This window comes from Alcaligenes faecalis (assembly GCF_041521385.1).
Lineage (GTDB): Bacteria > Pseudomonadota > Gammaproteobacteria > Burkholderiales > Burkholderiaceae_B > Alcaligenes > Alcaligenes faecalis_E.
Map to the genome: position 1 here is coordinate 864,398 of NZ_CP168006.1, position 25,205 is coordinate 889,602.

Genomic DNA, 25,205 nt, shown 5'->3' on the forward strand with positions numbered 1-25,205 from the left:
GATACGGCAGGACTTGCCCTATAAGGCGACCCCACGGAGAACCATGGCCAACTCACCCTTTAATCGTATGACGCGACGCTCGCGCGGACACGCGCGGCTGCTGCTCGGCGTTATTCCTGTCTCGTTCATTCTGCTGGGCGCGCTGCTCGTAGGTGGCCAGCATTTTTTCAGTAATGAACGCCATCGCCTGGTATCCGACTTCAACGTGACCTTGGCCTACATACAGGAACAAGAACGGTTTTTGGCCCAGTTAAAGGCCGATGCAGGCCAGTTGCAGGCCGGGCCGCAACCCGAGCCCCCCCCCGTAGAGAGCGGCCACTCCGTCAGCATTTGGCGGCCAACCGCCAGCGTATCCTTTTCCATGATTTGCGAGCAGCCTTGCCGTGCGCCCAAAGAGGCTTACGGGACGATGGGTGCAGACCTGGCCGACAGCTTTGCCTCCTTCTGGGCCCAGTCCTATTTTCCATCCGGTTATTTGTTCCTGTTCCATCCCGACAGGGAAGACAGTTTGAGCATTCCGGAGCTGGAGTCCGCCCGCACGGATACGGTCCTGCCAGTTGCCTCGCACAACGAAGCACGCCAACACATCCAGCCCCCTGGCAAACTCGTCTCCGGTCCATCTGCCGTGAAATGGGTTTCCTTGCCCGAACACCCGCTGCACATGCTGGGCATCATTCCCCTATCCTTGCCTGGCCTGCCCGTGCCCGGCGCGGACCCGACCCGATTCCAGGCCATGAGCCTGTTTGACAAGGGCAGGCTGCGCGAGTTTTTCAATCAATCCGAAGCCCCACTGGGCTATCGCTTCTGGCTGCACCATGCCGAACAAGGTTTGTTGATCGGGAAAAATGACTCCCCCAAGCTAACACATGACGGCTTCACCATCAGCCTGCAAGGGCTGGCCTTCCAAATGCGCGACCCATCGGGAACCTGGACGGGCCGCTATCTGATCAGCCCCGGCCAATTGCTCAACAGCACCTGGGTACCATTGGGCACCTTGGTGTTCTTATTATTAAGCCTGCTGGGCGGCCTGGCCTATGCCCGCTGGTATGGACGCCAAGTAGTGGAGCCAGCCCGTCAGGCACAACGCGCATTACTGGAAAGCCAGGACTTTAACCGCAATCTGATTGATACCTCGCCGGTGGCCCTATGCGTGATCAGCAAGGACAAACGACAGATTATTTTTGGCAATGCCCAGGCGCTGGAATGGCTAGGACTGGATGCAGGCGACACCTTGCCCGAGCAGTCCCCCCTGTCCCTGGCCTTGAACGAACGGCAACAACAAGAGCCGAATGCGAACGAAGGCAAAGTGGACTTGCCCGATGGCCGCAGTCTGCACTTGGCCTGCGCGCCCAGTCGCTACCATGAGCAAGACGTCTTGCTGTGCGTTCTGATGGACTTGACGGCCCAAGAGGAAATCCAGCGTGAACTAGAGCGTGCTCGCGCTGCGGCAGACGAAGCCAGCACCGCCAAGTCCGCCTTCCTGGCCACCATGAGCCACGAAATTCGCACACCTTTGTACGGCGTCTTGGGGTCTTTGGAGCTGCTGTCCTTGACCGAGCTTGATGGCCAGCAACATCAGCAAGTAGACCGGATACAGGGGGCCTCGCGCCAACTGCTGCAAATCATCAGCGACATTCTGGATATCAGCCGAATTGAAGCCGGCCAAACGCATGTGCAGTCGGTACCACTGGACCCCGTCGCCCTGGTGCAAGACTGCACCGCCGCCTACACCGCCATGGCCCAGCAAAAAAACCTGCTGTTGTTCTGTCATGTGGACCCGGATGTACCCCGCAGCGTCCTGGGAGACCCGCTGCATATACGCCAGATTCTGAGCAACCTGATCAGCAACGCCGTCAAGTTCACCCAGGCAGGCCACATTATTGTTCGATTGCGTCTGGAACAGCTTGCCCAAGACAAAGCACACTTGCTATTTCAGGTAGCTGACAGCGGTGTGGGTATCGAACACGAACGCCAGGACAAGCTGTTTACCCCCTTCTATGTGGCTCACTCAGGCGAACACACGATACGCGGGGCGGGCCTGGGCTTGTCCATCTGCGCCCGTCTGATCGAACTGATGGACAGCCAGATTCACCTGACTAGTGAACCCGGTTTGGGTAGCAGTTTTTCTTTTATGCTGAACCTGGATATCGCACCTACAGGCGATCAAACGCACCAGGCACCCGATCTGCAAGGCATGACACTGCATGTACGCACTCCCCATGCCGAGCTATCCGAGTCAATTTGCGTCTGGCTCAATCGCTGGAATGCCCGAGCCCAGGCCATGCTGCCCAGCTATCCGCTAACAGGCAATGTCGAGGATATCTTGCTGGATGTGATGATGCCCAGCAGCAGTCCTGCCCCCCACTGGCCAGGCCCTTATATCAGCGTTTCTGCACGCGACGGCAGCACCACCTTGCACAAAGCCGACGGCACCAACCCAGAAAGCATTGCCCGTGCGCTGGAACATTGGCAGGCACAGCAACACGCTACACCCGAACAGGAATCCATGACCACGCCGCCTGTCAAAGCCGCCATCAAAGCACCTGACCGACCCGGTCTGCATGTGCTGGTGGCAGAAGACAATCCCCTGAATCAGGCGACCTTGCGCGAGCAACTGGAACGATTGGGATGCCAGGTTACCCTGGCTCAGGATGGGGAGGAAGCACTGGGCCTGTGGGATGGCAACAACCACGATCTGCTGCTGACAGACGTGAACATGCCCAATATGACAGGTTACGAGCTAGCCCGCCGCTTGCGCGCCCAAGGCATGAGCGCCCCCATTATTGGCATTACTGCCAACGCCATGCGTGACGAAGCCCAACGCTGCACCCAAAGCGGCATGAACGCCTGCCTGGTCAAACCCATGAATCTGGCCACCTTGGGCAGTTTGCTGGAATCTCTGATCAGCTCGCCCGTGCCTCAACGCTACCGCGCCATTTTCCGCAGCACCATGAGCAAGGATCTGGAAGCTCTGGAACAAGCCTTGCAAGAACAGAACACTGCCAACAGCCAAGCCGTCTTGCATCGCATGGCCGGTGCTCTGGTGGTAATGGGTTTGCATGAAATCGCTGATAAAGTGAAAGAGCTTGAACAAAATTTCAGGCAAAATACTCCACAGACCGACACACAAGTTCAAACAGCCATCGCAGTTTGCAATGCACTACGCGAGCTGATCGAACAAGCTTAGCAAAACAAGCAAGGACCCCCGGTATGCCCGCAATTCAAAAACTGCGCGTCATCATTGCTGACGATCACCCATTGATTTTGATGGGGATACGCGAGTTGCTGGGACGCGATATTAACCTGAGTGTCGACGCCGTGGCGGCCAGCCCCTCGGAGCTGGTCGAGCACCTGCAAAAAAGCCCGCCTGATGCCATCATTACCGACTACTCCATGCCCGGCGATGAACAATATGGCGACGGCATGCGCTTCATTTCTTATCTGCGACGCCACTTTCCCAACGTCAAACTGATTGTGTTGACCATGGTGTCCAACCCCATGATTATTTCTTCTTTGTACGATGCTGGCGTACAAGGGGTCGTCCTCAAACAAGACGAGCTGTCTGAAGTCCTGGTCGCCCTGCATTTGCTGCGCCAGGGTGTAAAGTATTACCCCGCTAATTTCAAGCAAGATACGCCCAAAGACGTGCTGACCAGCTCGGTACAAGAACGCCTGAAATCCCTGAGCCCGCGAGAGTTTGAAGTCCTGCGCCTGTTTGCCATGGGGGGTTCCATCAGCACCATCGCCGAACAATTGAACCGCAGCATCAAGACCATCAGCGCACAAAAAGCCTCGGCCATGCGCAAGCTCAATGTGCATAATAATCAGGACCTGATTGCCTTCTGCACTCAACACAACCTGTTCACCTAGGCTGGCCAACGCTGACGCATCCACATGTCCAACTCGAAAGCTGGGGCAGGCTTGGCAAATAAATAGCCTTGGGCATAATCACACCCCATTTGCTGCAGCAATTGCAGATCAGCCTGGACTTCCACGCCCTCTGCCGTCACTCGCACACCACGCTCCTTGGCGATAGCAATCCAGCCCAAAACCTGCGTAGCTTGCTGGCGATTGGCAGACAGTCCATGCACAAAACGCCGATCCAGTTTCAGCTCTGAAAACGGCGCACCGACCAGCCGCTCCATCGAACTGTACTGCACACCCACATCATCCTGGGCCAGCCCAAAACCCATTGCCACCAAACGACTAGCCCCCATAAACAAAGCACAGGGCGTCTTGGTATCCGAGTTTTCCAACAACTCGAAAGTGATGTCACAAGCCCGACCTTGCTTGGCTTTTACACAGGCCATCACGCGATCTGGCAGACTGGCATCATCCAGCAAATGGGTGGGCAAATTCACCGACACGGGCATTACCATGCCTTGGCGCCGCCAGTATGCCTGCAGCCCCAGCACCTCCTGCAAGATGTGCATCAGCAAGGCTTCGTCCAGACCATGCACGCTGAACCAGGGTAAAAACACATGGGGCGACAAGATACCCCATTGAGGGTGACGCCAGCGCGCCAGGGCTTCCAAAGCCACCAGTTGTTGAGACTGCACCGAAACTTTGGGCTGCAACCACGCCTGGATCTGGTCCTTGTGCAAGGCATCGAGCAAGACAGAGCGGCTGATGATAATTCCACCGGACGGCTTGATCGCCTGACGCTCCGACACCCACAAAGCCGCATCCGAACGAGTGCGACGCACCGGATGCGCCAGCTTGCTGACGGGTCGATAAGTCAGGCATCCGGACGGTACTTGAAAAGGAGAAGGTGCAAACATGAAAAGCCCTGGCAACAAAAGATACGCATCACAAACCGCCTTGCGGTTCAGTAGCCATCATCAATGCTTTAAAGCTTAAGATTCCAGCGACTTGACGGGTCTAGGAATAATCCGAAAAACCCGTCAACTCATTTTCAATACAAGGATTACATGGAGACCCCGTCCGTCACCCAAGAGCAGTAAAACCCATGTGCTTGCCCGTCACATCAGGCACAGGAAAACCCTAGTATTTTTCAAGCAGCAGATTTTGTAGATTAAATAAGCAGACATCCTCGTCTGCCAAAACAGATGCATGCGCTGCCAACGTTGCCAGCGACATGCAGGCAATAAAGCCTCACTCCCTGTCATCAGGGGTGGGGCTTTTTTTGTGCGCGCGATTGATGCATGCCTGTTTTATGACCACCACAAGGAGAAGACAAATGACGGTAAGTGTGAAAGACGCCTTGGCGGCAAAAGGGATACATCCCAGCCCCCAGCATCTGGAAAAGCTGGAGGCCAAATGGCGCGAGATCCAGGCCATGAAAGGCAATCTGGAAGGCATTGCCATTGACGATGCAGACGTAGCCATCAAACACCTGGCCGGAGGCGACCATCATGAATAAAGACCTGCTTGAACTGAGCGTTATCGACTTGGCCGACAAGCTGCGCAACAAGGCTGTCTCCCCCGTAGAAGTGACCGACAACCTGCTCGCCTACATCGAGCAATCCAACAAGCAAACCAACGCCTACATCTCTGTGACGGCTGAGCAGGCCCGCAAAAGCGCCAAACAAGCGGAACAGGACATCATGGCCGGAAAGTACAAAGGCGTTTTCCACGGTGTTCCGCTGGCCCTGAAAGACAATATCTACTTTGCAAACGAGGTCACCACCATGGCCTCCAAAATCCACAAGGACTTTGTCTCCAAGGACGACGCCACCGTGGCTACCAAGCTGCGCGATGCCGGGGTAATCTTCACCGGCAAGCTGAACATGCACGAATACGCCTGGGGCATTGACAACAACAACCCGCACTTTGGTGCCGTCCATAACCCCTGGAATCCTGACCGTGTCCCCGGTGGTTCCAGCGGTGGCTCGGGTGCTGCCGTAGCCTCCCACAGCTCCTACAACACGCTGGGCACTGATACCGCTGGCTCGATTCGCATCCCCTCGGCTGCCTGCGGCCTTGTGGGTCTGAAACCCACGCATGGTCGCGTCAGCAAATTCGGTGTCTACCCCCTGGCCTGGACCCTGGACCACGTCGGCCCCATGTCCAAAACCGTCGCTGACGCCGCCGCCATGCTGGAAGTGATTGCTGGCTTTGATGGCCGCGACCCCACGTGCGCCAACGTTCCCGTCGGCTCCTACCTGAACGCGCTCAATGGGAATGTCAAAGGACTGCGCATTGGCATCATCGAAGACTATTTCTTCAAGAACGTGGACGCCGGTATCGAAAAAGTGATCCGTGACCGTCTGACCGACCTGGAAAAACAGGGTGCCACCATCATCCCGCTGAACGTCCCCGCCCTACGCCACTCCGAATGGGCCGAGCTGGCCGTCAGCCTGACTGAAGCGGCCACCATCCACCACCAGGATCTGATCAAACGCCCTGACGATTTCGGCGCCGACATCCGCTTCCTGTTTGAGCTGGGCGAACTGTTCAGCGGCATCGACTACCTGCAAGCCCAACAAGTGCGCCGTGCGCTGAAACAGCAATTTACCGCCACCTTCAAAGACGTAGACGTCATCATCACCCCCACCCTGCCTTGCCAGGTACCCAATATCGGCACCGATACCGTCAACATCAATGGCAAAACCCTGGACTTCATCGACGAAGGCATCCGCTTTACCGGCCCCAGCAACTTGACCGGCCTACCCGCCATCACCGTACCCGCCGGTATATCTGAGGGCATGCCCGTGGGCCTGCAAGTCATTGGCCCCGCCTTTGAAGAAGCCCGCATCCTGAACGTTGCCTACGCCGTGGAAAACATGAAACCACTGGCAGGACACCAGCCCGTCCTGAAACCGTAAGCTCAACAAAGCACCACAGGAACAAGCCCCTGCCTGCTAACAGCAGACAGGGGCTTTCTTTAGAAAAGCGGAGAAAAGAAGAAATCTATACAGCTCAGATCCATCTACCAAAAACAACCAACATACGACTCTGTTCTATCTTCGCCTTTCATCATCCCAGGCTGGACACCCAACACATCAGGCTCCTCCTTGCATGCTCAGTCACTTAAATGGACTCAGACCGTTTGATCCCACCCGAACTGGCCCAATACCCCCCACATCCGACCCAGCCAGGCAAAGACAAAGCATCCACAACCAGCTCAGAGCCAAAGCCAAAGCCAAAGCCAAAGCCAAAGCCAAAGCCAAAGCCAAAGCCAAAGCCATCAAAATCGTAAACACAGAGGGGCTCTGTTTTCTTTCAATAAGCCATTCACGTTCGCCCCGTGGCTGAGCGGCGAGTCAGAGTTCTTGCCGCGGGCGATGGCGGGATACGGGGTGCAAGCGCCCTTCTGTTCGCGCCCGACGCTTGTGATGTGTCCGGGGGACACATCACCGGGCAAGTTAAGGGCGCGCCCGTATCCTGCCATTGCCAAGGGGACCGACGCGCAGCGTCGGCAAGGACTCAGCCGCTCAGCCACGGGGCGAACGTGAATGGCGTCTTTCAAAACGAGCCCCCCCTGCTCCAACCCGAAGCACGTCAAACAGCGCAACCTCTTACACCCACCCCAAACAAGGCATCACCTCCTGCGTCAAATGCGCCACATTCAGGCGTATCCTGTCTTTAAAATCCCTGTCTACAGCAAACGAGGCCCCCGGCATCAGCAAGATCCCCTGCTGTTCCAGCCTCTCTATATAAGCCGTCAAATCCGGCATATCCGGATGCCCGACCCACAAGAACATCCCGCCCTGCGCCGGCACCTCAAACACCCAGCCATATTGCGTCAACGCCTTTTGTGCAATGTGCTGATGCGTCATCAACTGCCGCTGAATGGCCTGCGTATGTTTCGCATAGGTGCCATCGGCCAAAATGGTATTGACGAAACGCTCACAAAACCCTGGCACAGCCACGCTGGTCAACAGCTTCAAACGAATCAAAGGATCAAGCAACGACGTCCCGCAGGCGATATAGCCAATTCGCAAGGACGCGGACAAAGACTTGGAAAAACTGCCTATATAAACCACATGCTCCAAATCCCCCAGCCCTGCAAAAGTCTGCCGCACTCCAGGGAAAAAATCCCCGTACACATCATCCTCGACAATGAGGAAATCGTGCTCCGCCGCCAACTTGACCACGGCCAACGCCACCTTGGGACTTAAGCCCGCCCCGGTCGGATTATGAAAGGAGCTATTGCAAAAAAAGGCTCGCACCTTGCAGGTGTGCAAAATCTGCTCCAAAGCCACCACATCCGGCCCATCCGCCCGGCGCGGCACACCAACAGGCACACCCCCACACAAGCGAATCAGCTTGATCAAGTTGCTGCTACAAGGCTCATCGACCAGAACATGATCACCCTGACGAATCACAGTTCGCGCGATCAAATCCAACGCCTGGGTCGCGCCTAAGGTCGTCACAATCTGCTGGGGGGACACCTCGATCAAGGTCGATTGCCGCAACAACATGGACAACTGCTTGCGCAGCGGCAGATAGCCCTGAATATCCCCGTACTCCACCAAGCCGCTGCGCCCCGAGCGCGCCGTCTTGCGTATAGCCTTGGCCAAGGCATCCGTATCCCTCCACGGCACAGGCAACCAGCCGCAACCCAACTTGCACTGCTCGGGCTTGGCCTGCAAGATCTTGAGCAGCGGGTCCCTTTCCTCTTCTGCTGGGGAAAGAGGCAAATGCTCCCCCAAGCCAGACCAACGGGCCACAAAATAACCGCGACCTTGCAAGGCCTCCAACATCCCCTGGCCAACCAAACGCGTATAGGCACTGACTACGGTGTGATGACTCAGGTTTTCGGTCGCCATCATCTTGCGAATGGAAGGCAACTGCTGCCCCACCGACCAGTCACCCTGAACAATCGCTTCCTTCAGACGCTCGTAGAAATCCATACAACTCACCCTAAGCACTGTTAGAAAAAATTAGCTAACAGTTTTCAGGATAGTACACCTACTGTTCGAGACAAGCGCCTCGTGAACCTACAAAATCATCCTGACTGAGCTCGGCACTGACGCATATCCTCTCTTTGGGGCAAGACTGTAACTAGCGCAGCCTTGCCTCCAGGCCCATCACCACGTAACAGTATGGCTAACACTTACCTTCCCTCTCGCACCTACCTCTACTTCCTGGCTCAATCGATCAATCTGACGACCGCCGTCATGTCCGTCACCATGGCGGCTCTGGTAGGCAGCAGTCTGGCTCCCGAGCCTTGGCTATCGACTGTGCCTTATGGTTTTCAGTTCTTGTTTGTCATGCTGTTTACCTTGCCTGCCTCCAGACTGATGGCTGCCATAGGTCGAAAGAAATCCTTTTTGCTGGCTACCCTGCCGTTGGCGGCCTCTGGCATGGTGGGTTACTGGGCCATTGAAATGAAACAGTTTTCCTGGCTGGTGGCCTCACATGCCCTACTGGGTATCTACATTGCCTTTGCCAACTTCAACCGCTTTGCAGCTAGCGATGGTTTGGACGCCAGCGTGAAACCGCGCGCTATTTCACTGGTCGTTGCCGGTGGCGTGATTGCCGCCGTGCTAGGTCCCTTATTGATCCGCAGTCTGAAAAGCAGCAGCTTTGCCCCGGAATTTGCCGCCTGCTATGCCGCCTTCACCGCGCTGGCCGTCGTCTCTCTTATCCTGAACCTGCTGATCAAGGACGTGCCGCCGCCGCCCAACACCAGCATCCTGACGTCCAGTCGCGGTCAGACCTGGGGACTGATATTGCGCAATAGGAACGTACTCATCGCGATCAGCATTGCTGCAATTGGCTATGGGATCATGAACCTATTGATGATCCAGGCATCCATGCACATGGCCCAGCTCCATGTCCACTTTTCCGACATCAGCGCGGCCATTCAATGGCACGTTCTGGCCATGTTCGCCCCCTCATTTTTTACCGGCCGCTTGATCCAGAAATTTAGCGTGAAGGCCATTGCACTCAGCGGCATTGCACTACTGCTGATCAGTAGTGGCATTAACCTTGTGGCCCACGGCTACACGGCCTTGAGCCTGTCTTTGCTGATTCTGGGGCTGGGCTGGAATTTCACCTATGTCGGCGGCAGCGCCCTGCTGACAGACAGTCTGGACGGCAACCCCTCTTTTCTGGCCGTGCAGGGGGTCAATGACCTGGGAGTATCCATCCTGGCCACCCTAGGGGCTTTCGCCCCTGCCTTTCTGTTCAGCTTTATGGGTTGGAGTGGCACCAATCTGCTCTCTGGCCTGATCTGCTTGCTCTTGTTACTGGCGTCGGTGCGATATCTGAAATCACCACAAACGACAACATAAATGCCGTAAACAGCCTGTCTACAACGCAAAAAGACCGGAGCCACACCAAACGCTCCGGTCTTTCTTTCAATAGAGAAGTCCTATTTCACGTAACGTAGCCTTAACGAGCGGTATAACCCCCATCGGCCACCATGCACGCGCCTGTCATGAAGCTGGCCCCATCCGAGAGCAGGAAGGCAATCGCATGGGCGATTTCATCGGCATGACCCAGGCGACCAATCGGATGCTGATCCACGAGTGCTGCACGGGCGGCATCATCTAAGCCCGACAAAATCGGCGTATCCACATAACCGGGATGAATCGTATTGATACGTATGCCTTTGGAGGAATACTCCAGCGCAGCAGAACGGCTCAAGCCAATCACCCCATGTTTAGCGGCGTTGTAACCAGGCAAAGTAGGGTTGGCCACCAGGCCCATGATGGACGACATATTCACAATTGCGCCCCCGCCTGCGGCCAGAATGGCAGGAATCTGATAGCGCAGACCATAGGCCACGCCGTTCAGGTTGATGTCGATCAGGCGACGCCAGCCGTCCAAATCCATCTCGCCAGCCGGACCAGAATCCCCGGCCACACCGGCGTTATTGACGGCAAAGTGCAAAGCACCGAAATGCTCAATAGCGGCATCAACAGCGTCTTTCAATTGATCAGGCTGGGTGACATCGGCCACGTTCGCCACCGCCTTGCCACCGGCCTGCTCAATACTCTTGACCACGGATTGGACCGCGTCGGCCTGTACGTCAGACACCACAACCGACAAGCCATTGGCGGCCAGCAGACGAGCCGTTGCAGCACCGATACCCGAAGCAGCGCCCGTCACCAGAACAGCATGGCCGGAAAATGAGTATTTCATACTGACAACTCCTTCAAAAAATTCACTGGAACCCAGTCTCAAGTCTTGCGCTGACGAGTCCTGGATGCGGCACCCGTGCTAACAGGCTTGGTGGCCGCTGGTTTATTAGCTGCGCCTGTAGCAGGCGTAGGCCGTTTCGATGAGCTAGGCGTCGCAGATTGAGAGACTGGCGATTTGCTGGTAGCCGGAGCCGCCGAGCTTGCAGCGCCTGATGCTGGAGTCCCAGCCGTATTAGTTGCTTTACCCGTTTCCTTGCTGGGCTCTGCCAACTTGGCCTGAGGTTTAGCCGTAGCATTACCCTCTGTTTTTGTAGCGGCACCCACCTTGGTATCACCCACGGAGCGAGAGACAGGTTTGTCAGCGGTGGACTTAGCCGCCGCCTGAGTCAAGGTGCCTGCCGTGGTTTGGGCAAGCGGTTTTGTCGCTGGCTTGGCGGCTGGTTTCACTGGTGCTGCTGTTTTAGCGGTCGTACCCGTTGGCGATGCGCCCGCCGATTTCGCTGCCGTTTTCCTTGCTGGCTGGGCCGTCCTTGGTTTGACTGACACAGGAGCCGCCGACTTCGTAGCCGCTACCGGCGTGGTTTTAGCAGCGGCTTTCGTGCTTGTCTTACTTACCGTTTTAGCAACAGGCTTGGCGTCCACCCCGCTCGACTTTCCGCCCTGCTCTTCTTGCTGTTGGGCGGCTGTCTCGAACAAACCCAGCACTTCCTCAGACGCCTTGACCACAGCCTCGGGGGCGGCATCCTGCTCATCAATCGCACTGATCAGCTTCTTGATCAGGGATGCCACCAAACGGATTTCCTCTGGCGTATGTTTACTCAACAAATGCGGAATCGCTTCTACGGCTTTATGGCCGTGGTGCGCCAGCACCAAGGCCTGCTCGCGGATCGCAGCACGCATTTTCTCAATATCGAACTTGCCTGTATCGTACTGTTCGCGCAAACGCATGGCGGCATGGTGATAACGCTCATCCACGCTGTTGCGCTGTTTGGCGATATGGAACAAACCGCGCAGTGCCGCTTCCAGCAAACCGCCTTCGTTCAACAAACCGTCCAACCTGTGCATTTGCTCACGCACAAACGCCAGATGTTCAGGCGAGCTGCCAGGATGCGGGCGTGCCGGTGCAGAATCGCCCGGTGCATGCCCCGCCAGGGCCATCAGCAAGGGCGAACCGTACACCGTGTCAAACCAGATCTGATAGATGCTGTCGCGACGGTCCCGGTAATTATTCAAGACCCGTTCCATGGCCTGAGAGAAATTCTCCTGCGCTTCCAGGAACAGATTATCTTTGTCGACAGTCTGGCGCTGCTGGCTGATGTTCTCGGCCCATTGATGAACGGTAGCAGCCCACGGATTGGCACTGGTCCAGGACTCGTAGGACAGGCGCATGGGATGCAAGGCTTCCAGCAGAGCAGCGGTATAAGGTGTGGTCAAGGCTTTGATCCAAGGCTGCACTGTGCTCTTGTAGAAAGCCAGGTTGATTTCCGATAAACGTGCAGCCGCTGCAAAGCGGCGATCTGATTCGGGGTCAGGCTGCACGATCTCGGCAATTTCAGCCAGATTACTTTGACGCACCGACATCAAATACGGGTCGTTCAGCAAAGTGTCGTCGTCCGGTGTTTCCTCAACAGTGGCCCGATAAATGCCAGCAGGCAACAGATCAATCTGATCAATCGTGCTGGCAAATTTGCGGTGCTCTTTGCTGCCCACACTGCCGGACACAAAAATACCCAAATGGCCGATACGGTCATGGGTCGTAAACACAATGGTCTGGTCGTGACTGCGTACATCATCGTCGTCCAGATACAGATCAGTTATCCAGCCCAGAGCCTGTGCAGGCGGCGTGATGTTATCGCCAAAGGAGCTGAACACCACAATGGGCGAACGAATATTGCGCAGGTCGATACGGATACCGTCCGAGGTCAGTAACTGAGCCGTAGACAGTTTGTTGCCGATGAACAGATTGTCCACGATGTACTGCATTTCCACATCGTTCAGAAAGACATAACCGCCCCAGTACTTCTCGAAGCCAATATAGCGTTCGGCCTCGGTGTCCGCCTTGGCATACACGTTGTACTGCTTGGTCCACAAGGTATTGGCTGGGTCCAGGTTCTCGAAGTTCTTGACCAGCCACGCACCGTCAAAGCGACCATTGCCCAGATCACTGGTCATGGCGGTCAACCAACTGCCACCCAGCAAACCTCCGGCATACCGCATGGGATTACGACCGGCCCAGTAGGACACAGGGGCACCGGCCAGAATCAGCGGGCCAAACAGCTCCGGCCAGACGGCGGCGGCCATCATGACCTGCCAGCCCGCCTGACAATTGCCGATCACCACCGGCTTGCCCTGACTGTCCGGATGCAGTTCAGCCGCTTTGCTGACAAAGGCAGCATGAGCACGCATCACATCCTCGACCGTCTGGCCGGGAGCGGGGTCCGGTAAAAAACCGACGAAATAGCAAGGGTGCCCTGCTTGCAGCGCGGCACCGATTTCACTGTCGGATTTGAAGCCACCGATCCCTGGCCCATGCCCTGCCCGGGGGTCCACCACCAGGAAAGGACGTTTGCTGGGATCGGTAGGCTGATCTTCCGGTGCCAGAATGCGCACCATCAGATAGTTGACGGGTCGGGGAAGAGTCAGACCCGACATGACCAGTTCAGCCGGAAAGTTCAGCACATTGGGCACCTCAACCTTGCGTTGGGCCTGGTACTGATCCCCGACCTGACGCTCGATATCGGCATACAGAATGGCGCGCTGCCAAGCGTCCACAAAGTACGAGGAGACGGTCTGACCCAGGCTCCAGGGATTCATCATCCAGGAGGACCAAGCCGTGCTGTCGTCACGAGACGTATCTGTCATCATCTTCTCCCTTCAATCAGCTATCTGTTCAAGCGGCCTCAATGGCAATCGCGACGCCTTGACCACCGCCAATGCACAAGGTGGCCAGACCTTTCTGGGCACCACGGCGACACATTTCATGAACCAGCGTCACCAGCACACGCGCACCGGATGCGCCAATGGGGTGACCCAAGGCAATGGCACCGCCATTGACGTTGACCTTGTTCATATCCCACTGCAAGTCTTTAGCCACCGCCAGCGACTGGGCGGCAAAGGCTTCATTGGCTTCGATCAAGTCCAACTGATCCAGCTCCCAACCTACCTTTTTCAAAACCTTGCGGCTGGCCGATACCGGGCCAATACCCATGATGGCCGGATCTACGCCCGTGCTGGCCCAGCCACGAATCCAGGCCAGAACAGGCAGGCCCAGTTCCTTGGCTTTTTCTGCACTGGCCAGCAATAGCACAGCCGCACCATCGTTAATGGTGGACGCATTGCCCGCTGTGACCGTGCCCTCTTTTTTGAAGGCGGGACGCAGCTTGGCCAGGGACTCCAAGGTGGTTTGGGCACGTGGCTGCTCGTCGGCCTCGACACGGACTGGGTCGCCCTTGCGCTGCGGAACCTCGATAGGCGTGATTTCATCCTTGAAGCGCCCTGCTTCCATGGCCGCGACCGCTTTACGCTGGGACTCCACCGCAAACGCATCCTGCTGTTCACGGGTGATGCCGTAACGTTCAGCCAGATTTTCTGCCGTGATACCCATGTGGTAGTTGTGGAAGGCGTCAGTCAAACCGTCACGCAGCAAGGTGTCGTCCATCATGGCGTGACCCAGGCCCAGGCCGGTGCGCGCCTTGTGCACGACAAAGGGCGCCAGACTCATGCTTTCCTGACCACCCGCCAACACCAGATCCGCATCGCCCACGGCAATAGCCTGAGCGGCCAGATGCACCGCCTTCAAGCCCGAACCGCACAGTTTGTTCAGGGACATGGAGGGAACGTCATACGGCAGGCCGGCGTTGACCGCTGCCTGACGGGCCGGATTCTGCCCTGCACCGGCGGTCAGAATCTGGCCCAAAATGACTTCATCAATCTGCTCGACTGCCACGCCTGTGCTCTGGAGCACGGCACGAATCAATTGTGCGCTTAAATCATGAGCGGGCACCGTAGACAGCCCCCCTTGAAAACGGCCGATGGGGCTGCGAGTTGCAGCAACAATCGCAATATCTGTGTGCATATCCATTCCTTTCGTAAGTCGCAGGCCCAACAATCGGGCCCATACAGGCAGCAGCCGAACAGGGTCAGGCTAGTACATATGCTGGCCGCCATTCATGGCGACATTACTACCTGTCATAAATCCGGCTGCCTCGCTGGCAATAAAAGTCACCAGAGCGGCAATCTCCTCGGGCTGGCCCAAACGGCCTACCGGGATGCCCGCGATAATGCTGTTACGCACATCCTCGGGCACCGCCATGACCATTTTCGTGGCCAAATAGCCGGGCGAAACGGTATTGACCGTGATGCCCTTGCGCGCCACTTCCTGGGCCAATGCCTTGGTAAAGCCGTGCATCCCTGCCTTGGCGGCCGAGTAGTTGGTTTGGCCAAACTGCCCCTTGCTGCCATTGATGGAAGAGATATTGATCACCCGGCCCCAAGCACGCTCCAGCATGCCGTCGATAAAGGGCTTGGTCACGTTGTATACCGAGTCCAGATTGACACGCAGCACATCGTCCCACTTGTCTTTACTGAGCTTGCGGAACGTTCCATCGCGCGTAATACCGGCGTTATTGATCAGGATATCAACCTGCAGACCATCCTTCTCAATGGCTTGCGCCATTTGCTGGCAGGACTCGAAATCGGCCACATCAACGTGATAGCCCTGAAACACATAGCCGGCATCGGCCTGCTCTTTAAGCCAGACCTGGGCATCGGCCTCGCTACGCGAATGCGTCACCAAAACGTGATGGCCTGCATCATGCAGGGCACGGGCAATCTCTTGACCCAGACCGCCCATCCCCCCTGTCACCAAGGCCGTGCGTTTTACCGTAGACATACCGCTTATGCTCCCTTTTTAGTGTCAGAGGCGCTGGCAACATTTGCCCAAGGTGCGCCCCACTGCTTGAAAATATCCATCACAGGCAGGGCTGCGCTGCTATCACTGACCACCGCCATCACCGACTTCTGCCAAGCTTCCAACGCTTGCTGCAAGCCTGACGTAAACTCGGTTTGGTTCTCAATGGCAAGCTGATTGATAGTCTGACTGTCATTGACACCATGCTGAAACAAGCGCCAAAAGGTGTCGGCGGGCAAGGCGGCCAAGGACTGCCAGTTACCGGTTTGCAGCAAACCCTCGATTTCAGCGGTGGTCTGCTCCATGCTGCGCAAATTGCTTTTCTGTACCGACTCCAGCCAGCGATGACCACCTTCCTGCAGCAGGCGAGTGATACGCAGTTGCAACTCAACATTGGCCTTGTACAGATCCAGGGGAAGTGTTTCCATGCTCATCGAAATCTCCTTAAAGGAAAAAAATACCCCGTCACGGGGCCCAGCCCATCAAGCCATCTGAGAGATGGTGTTACGAAAACGCCGCAGCGACAGAACAAACAAGGCCGTTCCAATCACCAACAGGGCTAAAAAGGGTTGCCACACGGTTTCAAGGCCCGCGCCGCGAAACAAAATGGCCTGCCCCAAGGACACGAAGTGCGTGGTGGGGGCCAGTTGCATCAGGTTTTGAACAATTTCAGGCATGCTTTCGCGGGGAGTCCGTCCGCCCGAGAGCAAATTCATGGGCAGCAAGGTCAGCATCAGGAGCAAGCCAAACTGCGGCATGCTACGCGACAAGGTCGCCAGATAGATGCCCATGGAGGTCATGGCAAACAGGCACAGCACAGTGCCGCACAGGAACAAAGGAATGGAGCCTTCAATCGGTACGCCCAGCAAGCCGCGCACCACGACGTTCAGGGACGCGGCAGTCGCAATCAGTACCACCAGACCCATGGCCGTTACTTTGGAAGCCATAATCTCACCCGGCGTGACAGGCATGACCAACAAGTGCTCAATGGTGCCGTGCTCGCGCTCACGAATCAGGGCCGCCCCAGTCAGGATGATGGACAGCATGGCGACCGAGTTGATGACCTCGGCAATACTGCCGAACCAGGCCTTTTCCAAGGTGGGGTTAAAGCGCACTCGCAAAGCAAGATCCACCGGCAGGGTGTCAACGCTGCGGTATCGCCGTACGAACTCGTTGACCTCGCCCATGACCACCTGCTGGATGTAGTTATTGCCCGTAAAGGCCTGACTCATACGGGTGGCGTCAATGTTCAACTGCACCTCGGGGCTGCGTCCGGCCAGCACATCGCGTTGGAAATCAGGTGGGATATTCAGCACAAAAGTAAACTCGCCAGTATCCATGCCCGAATCCATTTCGCCATACTCGATCATGCGCGGGTAAATGAACTCCGGCGGATAGAAAGCCGACGCAATACGCGCGGATAACGGACTTTGGTCCTGATCCACAATCGCAATGGGTGCATTGTTCAGGGTCTCGGGCTGAGCCGTTGCCGAGGTGTAGATCGAGACCGAAAACACATACACAATGAGCAACAGCATCATGGGGTCGCGGGCCAGACTCCATAGCTCCTTGCGGCCCAACAACAGCACATTCTTGAGTTTTCTCATCTCACTTCTCCTGCTTTTTCAGCAGCAAGACCGCCGCACCCAGGACCACCGGAATGGCCAGCGCCAAGGCCAGCAAGGCACCCTGCAAGTCCGAGAAAGCCAGGGCCTTGTTAAATACCCCACGGCTGATGTTGAACATATGTGTCGCCGGGTAAATTTCGCCTGCCCAGCGACTGATCCCTTCCATGGAAGACACAGGGTTGAGCAAACCCGATATCTGCACGGCGGGCAGCATGGTGCCGATCATGGCAAAGAACATGGCTGCAATCTGGCTTTGGGTCACCGTGGAAGCCACCAAGCCCATGCCGGTCGAAATCACGCAAAACATCAAGGTCGCCACACTCAAGGTCAGAAAACTGCCCTTGATAGGGACGTCAAACACCGTGATGGCCAACAGACACATACATAAAAAATTGACCATCGCCAAGCCAATATAGGGAATCTGCTTGCCCAGCAAGAACTCCACTCGCGTGACCGGGGTCACGTACAGATTGATGATGGAACCCAGTTCTTTTTCGCGCACCACAGACAGTGCAGTCAGCATGGCGGGCAACATCAGCAAGAGCACCGGAATCACGGCGGGAACCATGGCCGGCAAACTCTTGACGTCCGGGTTGTATCGGTACCGGTCCTGAATACTGGCTGGCACCACCAAGGCCCCTGCCCCCAGACGTTCCTTGGCCTGCGTAATCAACCACTGCTGGTGCATGGCTTTCACATAACCTTGAACGGTCTCTGCGCGGGTAGGCATGGAGCCGTCCACCCAGGCTGCAACTTCCGGCTTGCTGCCACGCAACACGTCACGCCCAAAACCAGGCGGAATTTCAATAGCCAGCGCAATCTTGCCACGCCGCATTCTGTCATCCAGGTCCTGATAATCCGTCAGCGGCGGCTGCTCCAGAAAGTAGCGTGAACCGGACAGGTTCAAGGCGTAGTTCTGGCTGATACTGGTTTGGTCACGGTCCAGCACGGCGTAGCGTAAATCCTCTACGTCCAGCGTAATGCCAAAGCCCATTACAAACAGCAAAATCAAGGAGCCGGCCAAGGCCAAGGTGGCGCGCACCGGATCACGACGCAGTTCCAGGGCTTCGCGCCAGGTGTAGCTCAACAGCCGCTGCAAGCTGAAACGGTCGCTTTTGTCGCTATGCCCTTGCTCGGGCACGACCACGGTCTGTTCAGGATTGGCAACCACTTCCGGCTCGGGGCCACTGGCTTCTAGCAAGTAGCCAATAAAGGCTTCTTCCAGATTCATCGCGCCACGTTTTTTCACCAAATTGGCGGGTGTATCACTATCGAGCACCTTGCCGGCGTGCATCATGGACATGCGATCGCAACGCTCGGCCTCATTCATGAAGTGGGTGGAAATGAAAATCGTAACCTTGTCACGGCGGGACAGCTCGATTAGCAAACGCCAGAAATTGTCGCGCGCGACCGGGTCCACCCCCGAGGTCGGTTCGTCCAGAATCAGCAGCTCTGGTTTGTGCACCATGGCCACAGCCAAGGACAGACGCTGGCGCATGCCCAGGGGAATCGCATCAGGCAGACGGTCCAAAATCTGACCTAGCTCAAAACGCTTCACCATTTCGGCCACTCGGCTCTCCACCTCGTCCTCGGGGACGTGGAACAACTGGGCGTGCAGCACCAGGTTCTGGCGAACCGTCAGTTCGCTGTACAGGGAGAAAGCCTGCGACATATAGCCCACTCGACGGCGGGTATCGATATCTTTGGGATCAACCTCGTGGCCAAACAGCCAGGCCTGCCCTTCGGACGCGGGCAACAAGCCGGTCAGCATCTTCATGGTGGTGGATTTGCCACAACCATTTGATCCCAGAAAACCAAAAATCTCGCCGCGCCGAATCCGGAAAGACACCTTGTCTACAGCGGTAAAGTCGCCAAAACGAATCGTCAGCCCTTCGGCTTCAATAGCGATATCATCGGCGTCCACATCCAGCGGCGGAATGTCCACCGCCTTGTGGCCTTGGCGCTTATCCTCGGGCAAAAGGCGGATAAAGGCTTGCTCCAGGCTCTTGCTTTCCGTGCGTTCCAGTAACTCTTTGGGTGAGCCCGTTGCCAGAATCTGACCGTCATCCATGGCGACCAGCCAGTCAAAACGCTGGGCTTCATCCATATAAGCGGTGGCGACAATCACGCTCATGCCAGGGCGTTCGATGCGAATGCGCTCGATCAAATCCCAGAACTGCTTGCGCGCCAAGGGGTCCACCCCGGTAGTCGGTTCGTCCAGCAGCAGAAAGTCCGGGTCGTGAATCAAGGCGCAACACAGACCCAGCTTTTGTTTCATACCGCCCGAGAGCTTGCCTGCAGGCCGGGTCAGGAAAGGATGCAGGCCCGTGCTGCGCGTCAGATCGTCAATACGACGCCGCCGCTCGGCGGCATCATGCCCGAACAAACGGCCAAAGAACTGCAGGTTTTCTTCCACCGACAAGGTGGGGTACAAGTTCTTGCCCAGACCTTGAGGCATATAGGCAATGCGCGGACAAATCTGGTCGCGATGGCTTTTTTCCGCCATATCGCCACCCAGCACCTCAATACGGCCCTCCTGAATCACGCGGGCACCGGCCAGCAGGGACAACAAGCTGGACTTGCCCACACCGTCAGGACCAATCAGCCCGACCATGCAAGCAGCAGGAACATCCAGACTTAAACGATCCAGTGCGAGCGTGTCGCCGTAACGTTGACTGAGTTCAACAACGCGAGCAACGGTCGCCGCTTGCTGCTTGGGCATAATTTACTCCGCCAAGGTAGAAGTCAGCGACTCGGGCCAACTGGCATTAGGATCCAGTTTTACCCAGGCCACACCGGGCAAGCCGGTCTTGACTTGCTCCAGATGCTGTTTCAGCAGCTCGGGGGCAATCTGGGCCTTGACGCGGAACATCAGTTTTTGACGCTCCGAGGCTGTTTCTACACTTTTGGGGGTGAACTGGGCCGAACTGGCCACGAAGGACACAGTGGCAGGAACCGGAATATCAGGGATGGCATCGAGCACCAGACGAACCTCCGTACCCAGAGCTACCCTGCCGGCCACTTCACTGGGCAAGAAGAAAGTCATGTACACATCAGACAAGTCCAGCACGTTCAACACACGGCCACCGGCACCCAGTACTTCACCGGGTTGAGCAACACGAAATTGCACCCGCCCATCTCGCGGACTGACCAGTTCGCTGTCACGCAGATCAGCCTCAATACGGGCAACAGCCGCAGTAGCCGCCTCTACGGCAGACTGTGCACCAATCAACTGCGCTTTTGCGGCGTTAATGGCAGCGTGCGCCGCATTGGCCTGGGCTTTGGTAGCAGCGACAGCCGCCTGGGCACCACGCACACGAGCGCGATCATCATCGAGCTCCTGAGCGGAGGCAGCCCCTTCTTTGGCCAGGGTGGTGGAACGGGCCAGACGGCGCTGAGCCGCATCCAGCTCCGACTCACGTTGACCGATCAAGGCTTTGGCGGCGATGGCATCGCTTTCACGCAAGGCAACTTGTGCCTGAGAGGCCGCCACATTGTTTTCGGCCTGACGCAAACCGGCCACTGCTTCGTCACGAGCCGCTTCCAGGCTGTCTTGCTGCATGACGGCCAGCACTTGACCTTCCTTCACGAAGTCGCCCTCATGGGCAGCAATGCTCTGAATACGTCCAGCAAACTTGGTAGAGATATCAATCTCGGTCGCTTCAATACGACCATTACCACTGACAAAACCTTCTCCGGGACCCGTATTGGACATTTTCTGCCATGCCCACCAGCCCAGGCCCAGAACCCCGGCAACGATTAGGACAGGAACAAGATTTTTTTTCAACGAAGATTGTTTGCTCATAGCTGGCTCGAGGATGGATTCGATTGAGAGGAGTTATGGATGTTGGTCAGAGGCTCGGCGGGGTCCAGCCCACCGCCCAAGGCGCTATACATAGCAATCTGGCTGGCCAAGAGCGCGCGACGTGTTTGCACCACTTGCTGCTCCACATCCAGCAAATCACGCTGCGCATCCAGCACTTCCAGATAGGCGGCTGAACCGTTGTCGTAACGCATCTGTGCCAGGCGGGCGCGCTCGGTCTGAGCGCGACGGGCCACCAGTTGAACGTCCAGTTGCTGCCTTAACCAATGGCGAGTCGACAAAGCATCCGACACTTCCCGGAATGCGGTCTGAATCGCTTGCTCGTACTCGGCGATACGCATGTCACGACGCACGTATGAGACGTCCAGATTGGCGCTGCGACGGCCACCGTCAAAGATAGGCAGGGAAATCGTAGGGGCGAACATCCAGGCTTTGCTGCCGGAATCAAACAGACCATCCAGCTCGGCGCTGGCGGTGCCGAAATTGCCGGTCAAGGCAATACGCGGGAAGAAGGCAGCGCGGGCTGCACCAATATTGGCGTTGGCCGCCCGCAACTTGTGTTCAGCCGCAATAATGTCGGGACGCCAGACCATCAAGTCCGACGGCAAACCGGGGGCCAGCTCGGCCAGCACAAGGTTTTCAGCTACAGGCTCCCCCGTTAGAGACACTCCCGGATCGGCACCCAATAGCTGTTGCAAGGCATGCAGTTGTACCGCGCGCTGCTGCTCCAATTGAGCCAGCATGGACTGAGCCTGCGTCAGCAAGGTTTGCACCTGCGTCACATCCAGCTTGGACGTTGCACCCACTTCATAGCGGCGGGAGAAAATGCGGTAGGACTCCTGACGCGTCTCCACGCTTTTACGAGCGATCTGCACTCGCTCGTCCAGCTCGCGTACCACAATATAGTTATTGGCCACTTGCGAAACCAGGGCCACATGCACAGCCTGTCGGCCTGCCTCGGTAGCCAGCCAGCCTTGCAAGGCGGCATCTTCCAGGCTACGTACACGGCCCCACAAATCCAGCTCCCAACTCGTCAAACCGACCTGGGCACGATAATCTCCGCCCGTCACGGCCTGGCCGCTCGGGTTCATATCACCTGGCACGCGCGAACGCGCAGTCTGACCACCCACGGTGAATTCAGGAAAGCGTTCGCTGCGCTGCAAATTCAGCATGGCCCGGGCCTCATCCACCCGTAACATGGCGACGCGCATATCGCGGTTGTTTTCCAGTGCCGTCTCAATGAGCTTGCTCAGAACCGGATCTTTAAAATATTGGCGCCAACCCAGATCACGCGCCCGCACAGCATTGGCCTGCTCTGCAGACAGGTCCGAATAGACTTGCGGAACGGGGGCGGCGGGCTGCTGGTAATCGGGTGCCATTGAAGCACAAGCAGTTAACGTCAGCAGCAAGGCAGCCAACGCAAAATGAGGGCGACGCGCAGCACTTCGGTACGTGATACTCAAATCATAGGTCTGTGGGGCCATGGGAAAACATGCCTAAGGAGAAAAAGGAGAACTGCCGTCAAGGCAAAACAGCACGCCAGCGATAGGCCGCCTTGTGCCTATCGCCGACATAAAACAGAACAACTCGCTCACCTCAACCGTGAGCTTGTATGAACCAGATCGCTTACTTCACTAATACATATTGACCGGGTGCCGGGCCGACTGGCGTATAGCCCTGTTTGGCTGCCCCCATTTGCGGCGGTTTTACGGCCTCGCCCGAACGGGTTTTCAGCCATTCAGTCCAGGCGGGCCACCAGGAGCCCTGATGAGACTCCGCTTGTGCCTGCCAGTCGTCCACCAGTACAGGCGCGGTGCCTGCTGCGCGGGTATGGATCTGATATTTGCGACGCGGATGACCCGGTTCACTGACAATTCCAGCGTTATGCCCACCCGTGGTCAAAACAAAAGTGATCTCAGAAGGGACCAGATAATGCAGCTTGTAAACAGAGCGCCAAGGTGCAACGTGATCGGAAACCGTACCGACGCAGAAAATGGGCAAATCAACTTGCGCCAAAGAAACGATACGACCTTGAACCGGATAACGGTTTTGACTTAAATCATTATTCAAATACATGCGCCGCAAATACTGCGAATGCATAGTGGCTGGCATACGCGTGGCATCTGCATTCCAGGCCATTAAATCGCTCAAGGGGCGACGTTCGCCCAATAGATACTTATTAACCATGGGCGCCCACAATAAATCAGCGGAGCGCAGCATTTGAAAAGCAACTTCCATCTGATTGGCGCGCAAGTACCCCTCATCAGCCATCTGGGCTTCCAGCAGGCTGACCTGGCTCTCATCAATAAACAGGGACAAATCACCAGGTTCGGAAAAGTCGGTTTGAGCGGCAAAGAACGTCAGGGAAGCGAGCCTGTCGTCACCATCGCGTGCCATGGCGGCTGCGGCAATGGCCAGCAAGGTGCCACCCAGACAATAGCCAGTGGCGTGGATTTTCTGGCCGGGGACAATGGCATTCACTGCATCCAGACTGGCCTTCCAACCCAAACGAATGTAGTCGTCCATCCCGAAGGCATGATCTTGGGCACCAGGGTTTTTCCAGGACAGGCAAAATACGGTATGGCCTTGATCCACCAGGTATTTGATCAGGGAGTTTTGCTGGGACAAATCCAGAATGTAGTACTTCATGATCCAGGCCGGCACGATCAGAACAGGCTCTGGATGGACCTGCTTGGTAGTAGGCGTGTACTGGATCAGTTCGACCAGCTCGTTACGCAGCACCACCTTGCCCGGTGTAGCGGCGAGATCCTTGCCGACCACAAAATCTTCCGTACCTGCGGGGGGTTCACCGGCAAACTGGGCCTGCATATCCTGCTGCCAGTTTGCCAGGCCACGGCTGAAGTTATCCCCCTGTTCCGCAAGGGTTTTGTCCCACACCAAAGGATTGGTCCAAGCGAAGTTGCTGGGGCTGAGCATGTTCAGCCATTGCTCGGCACCGAAGGCAATCAGCTTTTGATGATGGGGTTCAACACCGGCCACACCTTCCGTGGCGCTTTGCCACCACTGCTGCTGCGCCTGATAGGTTTGTCGCAGCAAATTAAAAGGCCAGCGGTCCCAGGCGGGATCAGAAAAACGGCGATCAGTATAGACAGGCGTGGGGGTTTGTTCAGACCTTGGCGAAGACAACTGGGCCGATGCCGCCAGCTCCTCGCTCCATTCGAGGAACAACTGTTCCCACTGGCGTTGGGCCAACTGTCTTAACTGCTCTTGTTTGCCGGGGCTAAGGGCCAGATGACGTATCCAATCCATCCAGGCAAGAAATTGCGATTCAGGGGAGATGGAGCTCCAGATGCGAGCCCAGGCGGCTCGTGCGGATGCATCTAACTGCTCAGTCTGATCAAGGGACTGCCTGCTAACCATTGCCACTCCGCAAAAAGTACACAAAAAACAGATACGACTACTTAGTCTTTTTAATAGTACACCAGTTTACATCTAAACCTTTTGCATGCAGGCCTTTTAATAAAGAGCGATAAAAAACCTTTGCGTTAGATCAAGTTCATGACAGATAAAAAACCGTCAGCTTGAACCCCATTTTTTGTTATACCGTGACTTTTATGAAATAAGGAAATGAAAGCCAGTCAAAAACAAATAAATGTTTTAAAAAATTTTAGAAAACAAAACACGGCATTTCAATGAAACCAGTGGCTACCCAAACACAGAACAGAACCATTATTTCTGCAACTATGTGACAAAACAAGCAAAGCACCGCCTCTCATTCAACCTGGTTTACCATCCGCCTGGAACAAGCAGCCTGATATACTGCAGGC

Annotated in this window: 17 protein-coding genes; 5 read left to right on the forward strand and 12 right to left on the reverse strand. The window is 56.4% G+C overall.

What is annotated here, in order from left to right:
• Positions 1-43: 43 nt before the first annotated feature.
• On the forward strand, positions 44-3,187 hold the full coding sequence (locus tag ACDI13_RS04100; protein WP_316990316.1) for a response regulator: 3,144 nt from the start codon (positions 44-46) through the stop codon (positions 3,185-3,187).
• Between the two features lie 23 nt (positions 3,188-3,210).
• On the forward strand, positions 3,211-3,870 hold the full coding sequence (locus ACDI13_RS04105) for a response regulator (RefSeq protein ID WP_316990315.1): 660 nt from the start codon (positions 3,211-3,213) through the stop codon (positions 3,868-3,870).
• Here the strand turns inward: ACDI13_RS04105 and ACDI13_RS04110 are convergent.
• Positions 3,867-4,781: an EAL domain-containing protein gene (locus ACDI13_RS04110; protein ID WP_316990314.1), complete on the reverse strand. Its 915-nt coding sequence runs from the start codon at positions 4,779-4,781 to the stop codon at positions 3,867-3,869. The genes ACDI13_RS04105 and ACDI13_RS04110 overlap by 4 nt on opposite strands.
• 419 nt (positions 4,782-5,200) lie before the next feature.
• On the opposite strand from ACDI13_RS04110, the gene ACDI13_RS04115 reads away from it, so the two are divergent.
• Together ACDI13_RS04115 and ACDI13_RS04120 are read left to right on the forward strand one after the other, a co-directional pair.
• Complete coding sequence (locus tag ACDI13_RS04115) at positions 5,201-5,383, forward strand: hypothetical protein (RefSeq protein WP_316990313.1); 183 nt, start codon at positions 5,201-5,203, stop codon at positions 5,381-5,383.
• Positions 5,376-6,788, forward strand: a complete 1,413-nt coding sequence (locus ACDI13_RS04120; protein WP_316990312.1) for an amidase — start codon at positions 5,376-5,378, stop codon at positions 6,786-6,788. The genes ACDI13_RS04115 and ACDI13_RS04120 overlap by 8 nt, the downstream gene beginning before the upstream one ends.
• A gap of 693 nt (positions 6,789-7,481) precedes the next feature.
• Here the strand turns inward: ACDI13_RS04120 and ACDI13_RS04125 are convergent.
• Positions 7,482-8,819, reverse strand: a complete 1,338-nt coding sequence (locus ACDI13_RS04125; RefSeq protein WP_316990311.1) for a PLP-dependent aminotransferase family protein — start codon at positions 8,817-8,819, stop codon at positions 7,482-7,484.
• A 192-nt stretch (positions 8,820-9,011) separates the two neighbouring features.
• Here ACDI13_RS04125 and ACDI13_RS04130 point away from each other — a divergent pair, with 192 nt between their 5' ends.
• Complete coding sequence (locus ACDI13_RS04130) at positions 9,012-10,205, forward strand: MFS transporter (protein ID WP_316990310.1); 1,194 nt, start codon at positions 9,012-9,014, stop codon at positions 10,203-10,205.
• 100 nt (positions 10,206-10,305) lie between these two features.
• Here ACDI13_RS04130 and ACDI13_RS04135 read toward each other — a convergent pair whose 3' ends face one another.
• The 10 genes from ACDI13_RS04135 to ACDI13_RS04180 all read right to left on the reverse strand — a co-directional run bounded on the left by ACDI13_RS04135 (position 10,306) and on the right by ACDI13_RS04180 (position 24,798).
• Complete coding sequence (locus ACDI13_RS04135; protein ID WP_316990309.1) at positions 10,306-11,058, reverse strand: SDR family NAD(P)-dependent oxidoreductase; 753 nt, start codon at positions 11,056-11,058, stop codon at positions 10,306-10,308.
• A 38-nt stretch (positions 11,059-11,096) separates the two neighbouring features.
• Entirely contained in the window at positions 11,097-13,919 is a 2,823-nt protein-coding gene (locus ACDI13_RS04140) for a DUF3141 domain-containing protein (RefSeq protein WP_372372751.1), read from the reverse strand.
• Positions 13,920-13,947: 28 nt separating this feature from the next.
• Positions 13,948-15,132, reverse strand: coding sequence for an acetyl-CoA C-acetyltransferase (locus ACDI13_RS04145; RefSeq protein ID WP_316990308.1), 1,185 nt, complete (start codon positions 15,130-15,132; stop codon positions 13,948-13,950).
• Between the two features lie 69 nt (positions 15,133-15,201).
• Complete coding sequence (phbB, locus tag ACDI13_RS04150) at positions 15,202-15,948, reverse strand: acetoacetyl-CoA reductase (RefSeq protein ID WP_316990307.1); 747 nt, start codon at positions 15,946-15,948, stop codon at positions 15,202-15,204.
• Positions 15,949-15,953: 5 nt separating this feature from the next.
• The gene (locus ACDI13_RS04155; RefSeq protein WP_372372754.1) at positions 15,954-16,394 is read right to left on the reverse strand and encodes a phasin family protein; all 441 of its coding nucleotides are present in this window, start codon (positions 16,392-16,394) and stop codon (positions 15,954-15,956) included.
• Between the two features lie 54 nt (positions 16,395-16,448).
• Positions 16,449-17,573, reverse strand: coding sequence for an ABC transporter permease (locus ACDI13_RS04160; RefSeq protein WP_316990305.1), 1,125 nt, complete (start codon positions 17,571-17,573; stop codon positions 16,449-16,451).
• 1 nt (position 17,574) lies between these two features.
• On the reverse strand, positions 17,575-20,316 hold the full coding sequence (rbbA, locus tag ACDI13_RS04165; RefSeq protein ID WP_316990304.1) for a ribosome-associated ATPase/putative transporter RbbA: 2,742 nt from the start codon (positions 20,314-20,316) through the stop codon (positions 17,575-17,577).
• Positions 20,317-20,319: 3 nt separating this feature from the next.
• Positions 20,320-21,399: an efflux RND transporter periplasmic adaptor subunit gene (locus tag ACDI13_RS04170; protein ID WP_316990303.1), complete on the reverse strand. Its 1,080-nt coding sequence runs from the start codon at positions 21,397-21,399 to the stop codon at positions 20,320-20,322.
• Complete coding sequence (locus ACDI13_RS04175) at positions 21,396-22,901, reverse strand: efflux transporter outer membrane subunit (protein WP_316990302.1); 1,506 nt, start codon at positions 22,899-22,901, stop codon at positions 21,396-21,398. Before ACDI13_RS04175 ends, ACDI13_RS04170 begins: the two co-directional genes overlap by 4 nt.
• A 142-nt stretch (positions 22,902-23,043) precedes the next feature.
• Entirely contained in the window at positions 23,044-24,798 is a 1,755-nt protein-coding gene (locus ACDI13_RS04180; protein WP_316990301.1) for an alpha/beta fold hydrolase, read from the reverse strand.
• Between the last annotated feature and the right edge of the window lie 407 nt (positions 24,799-25,205).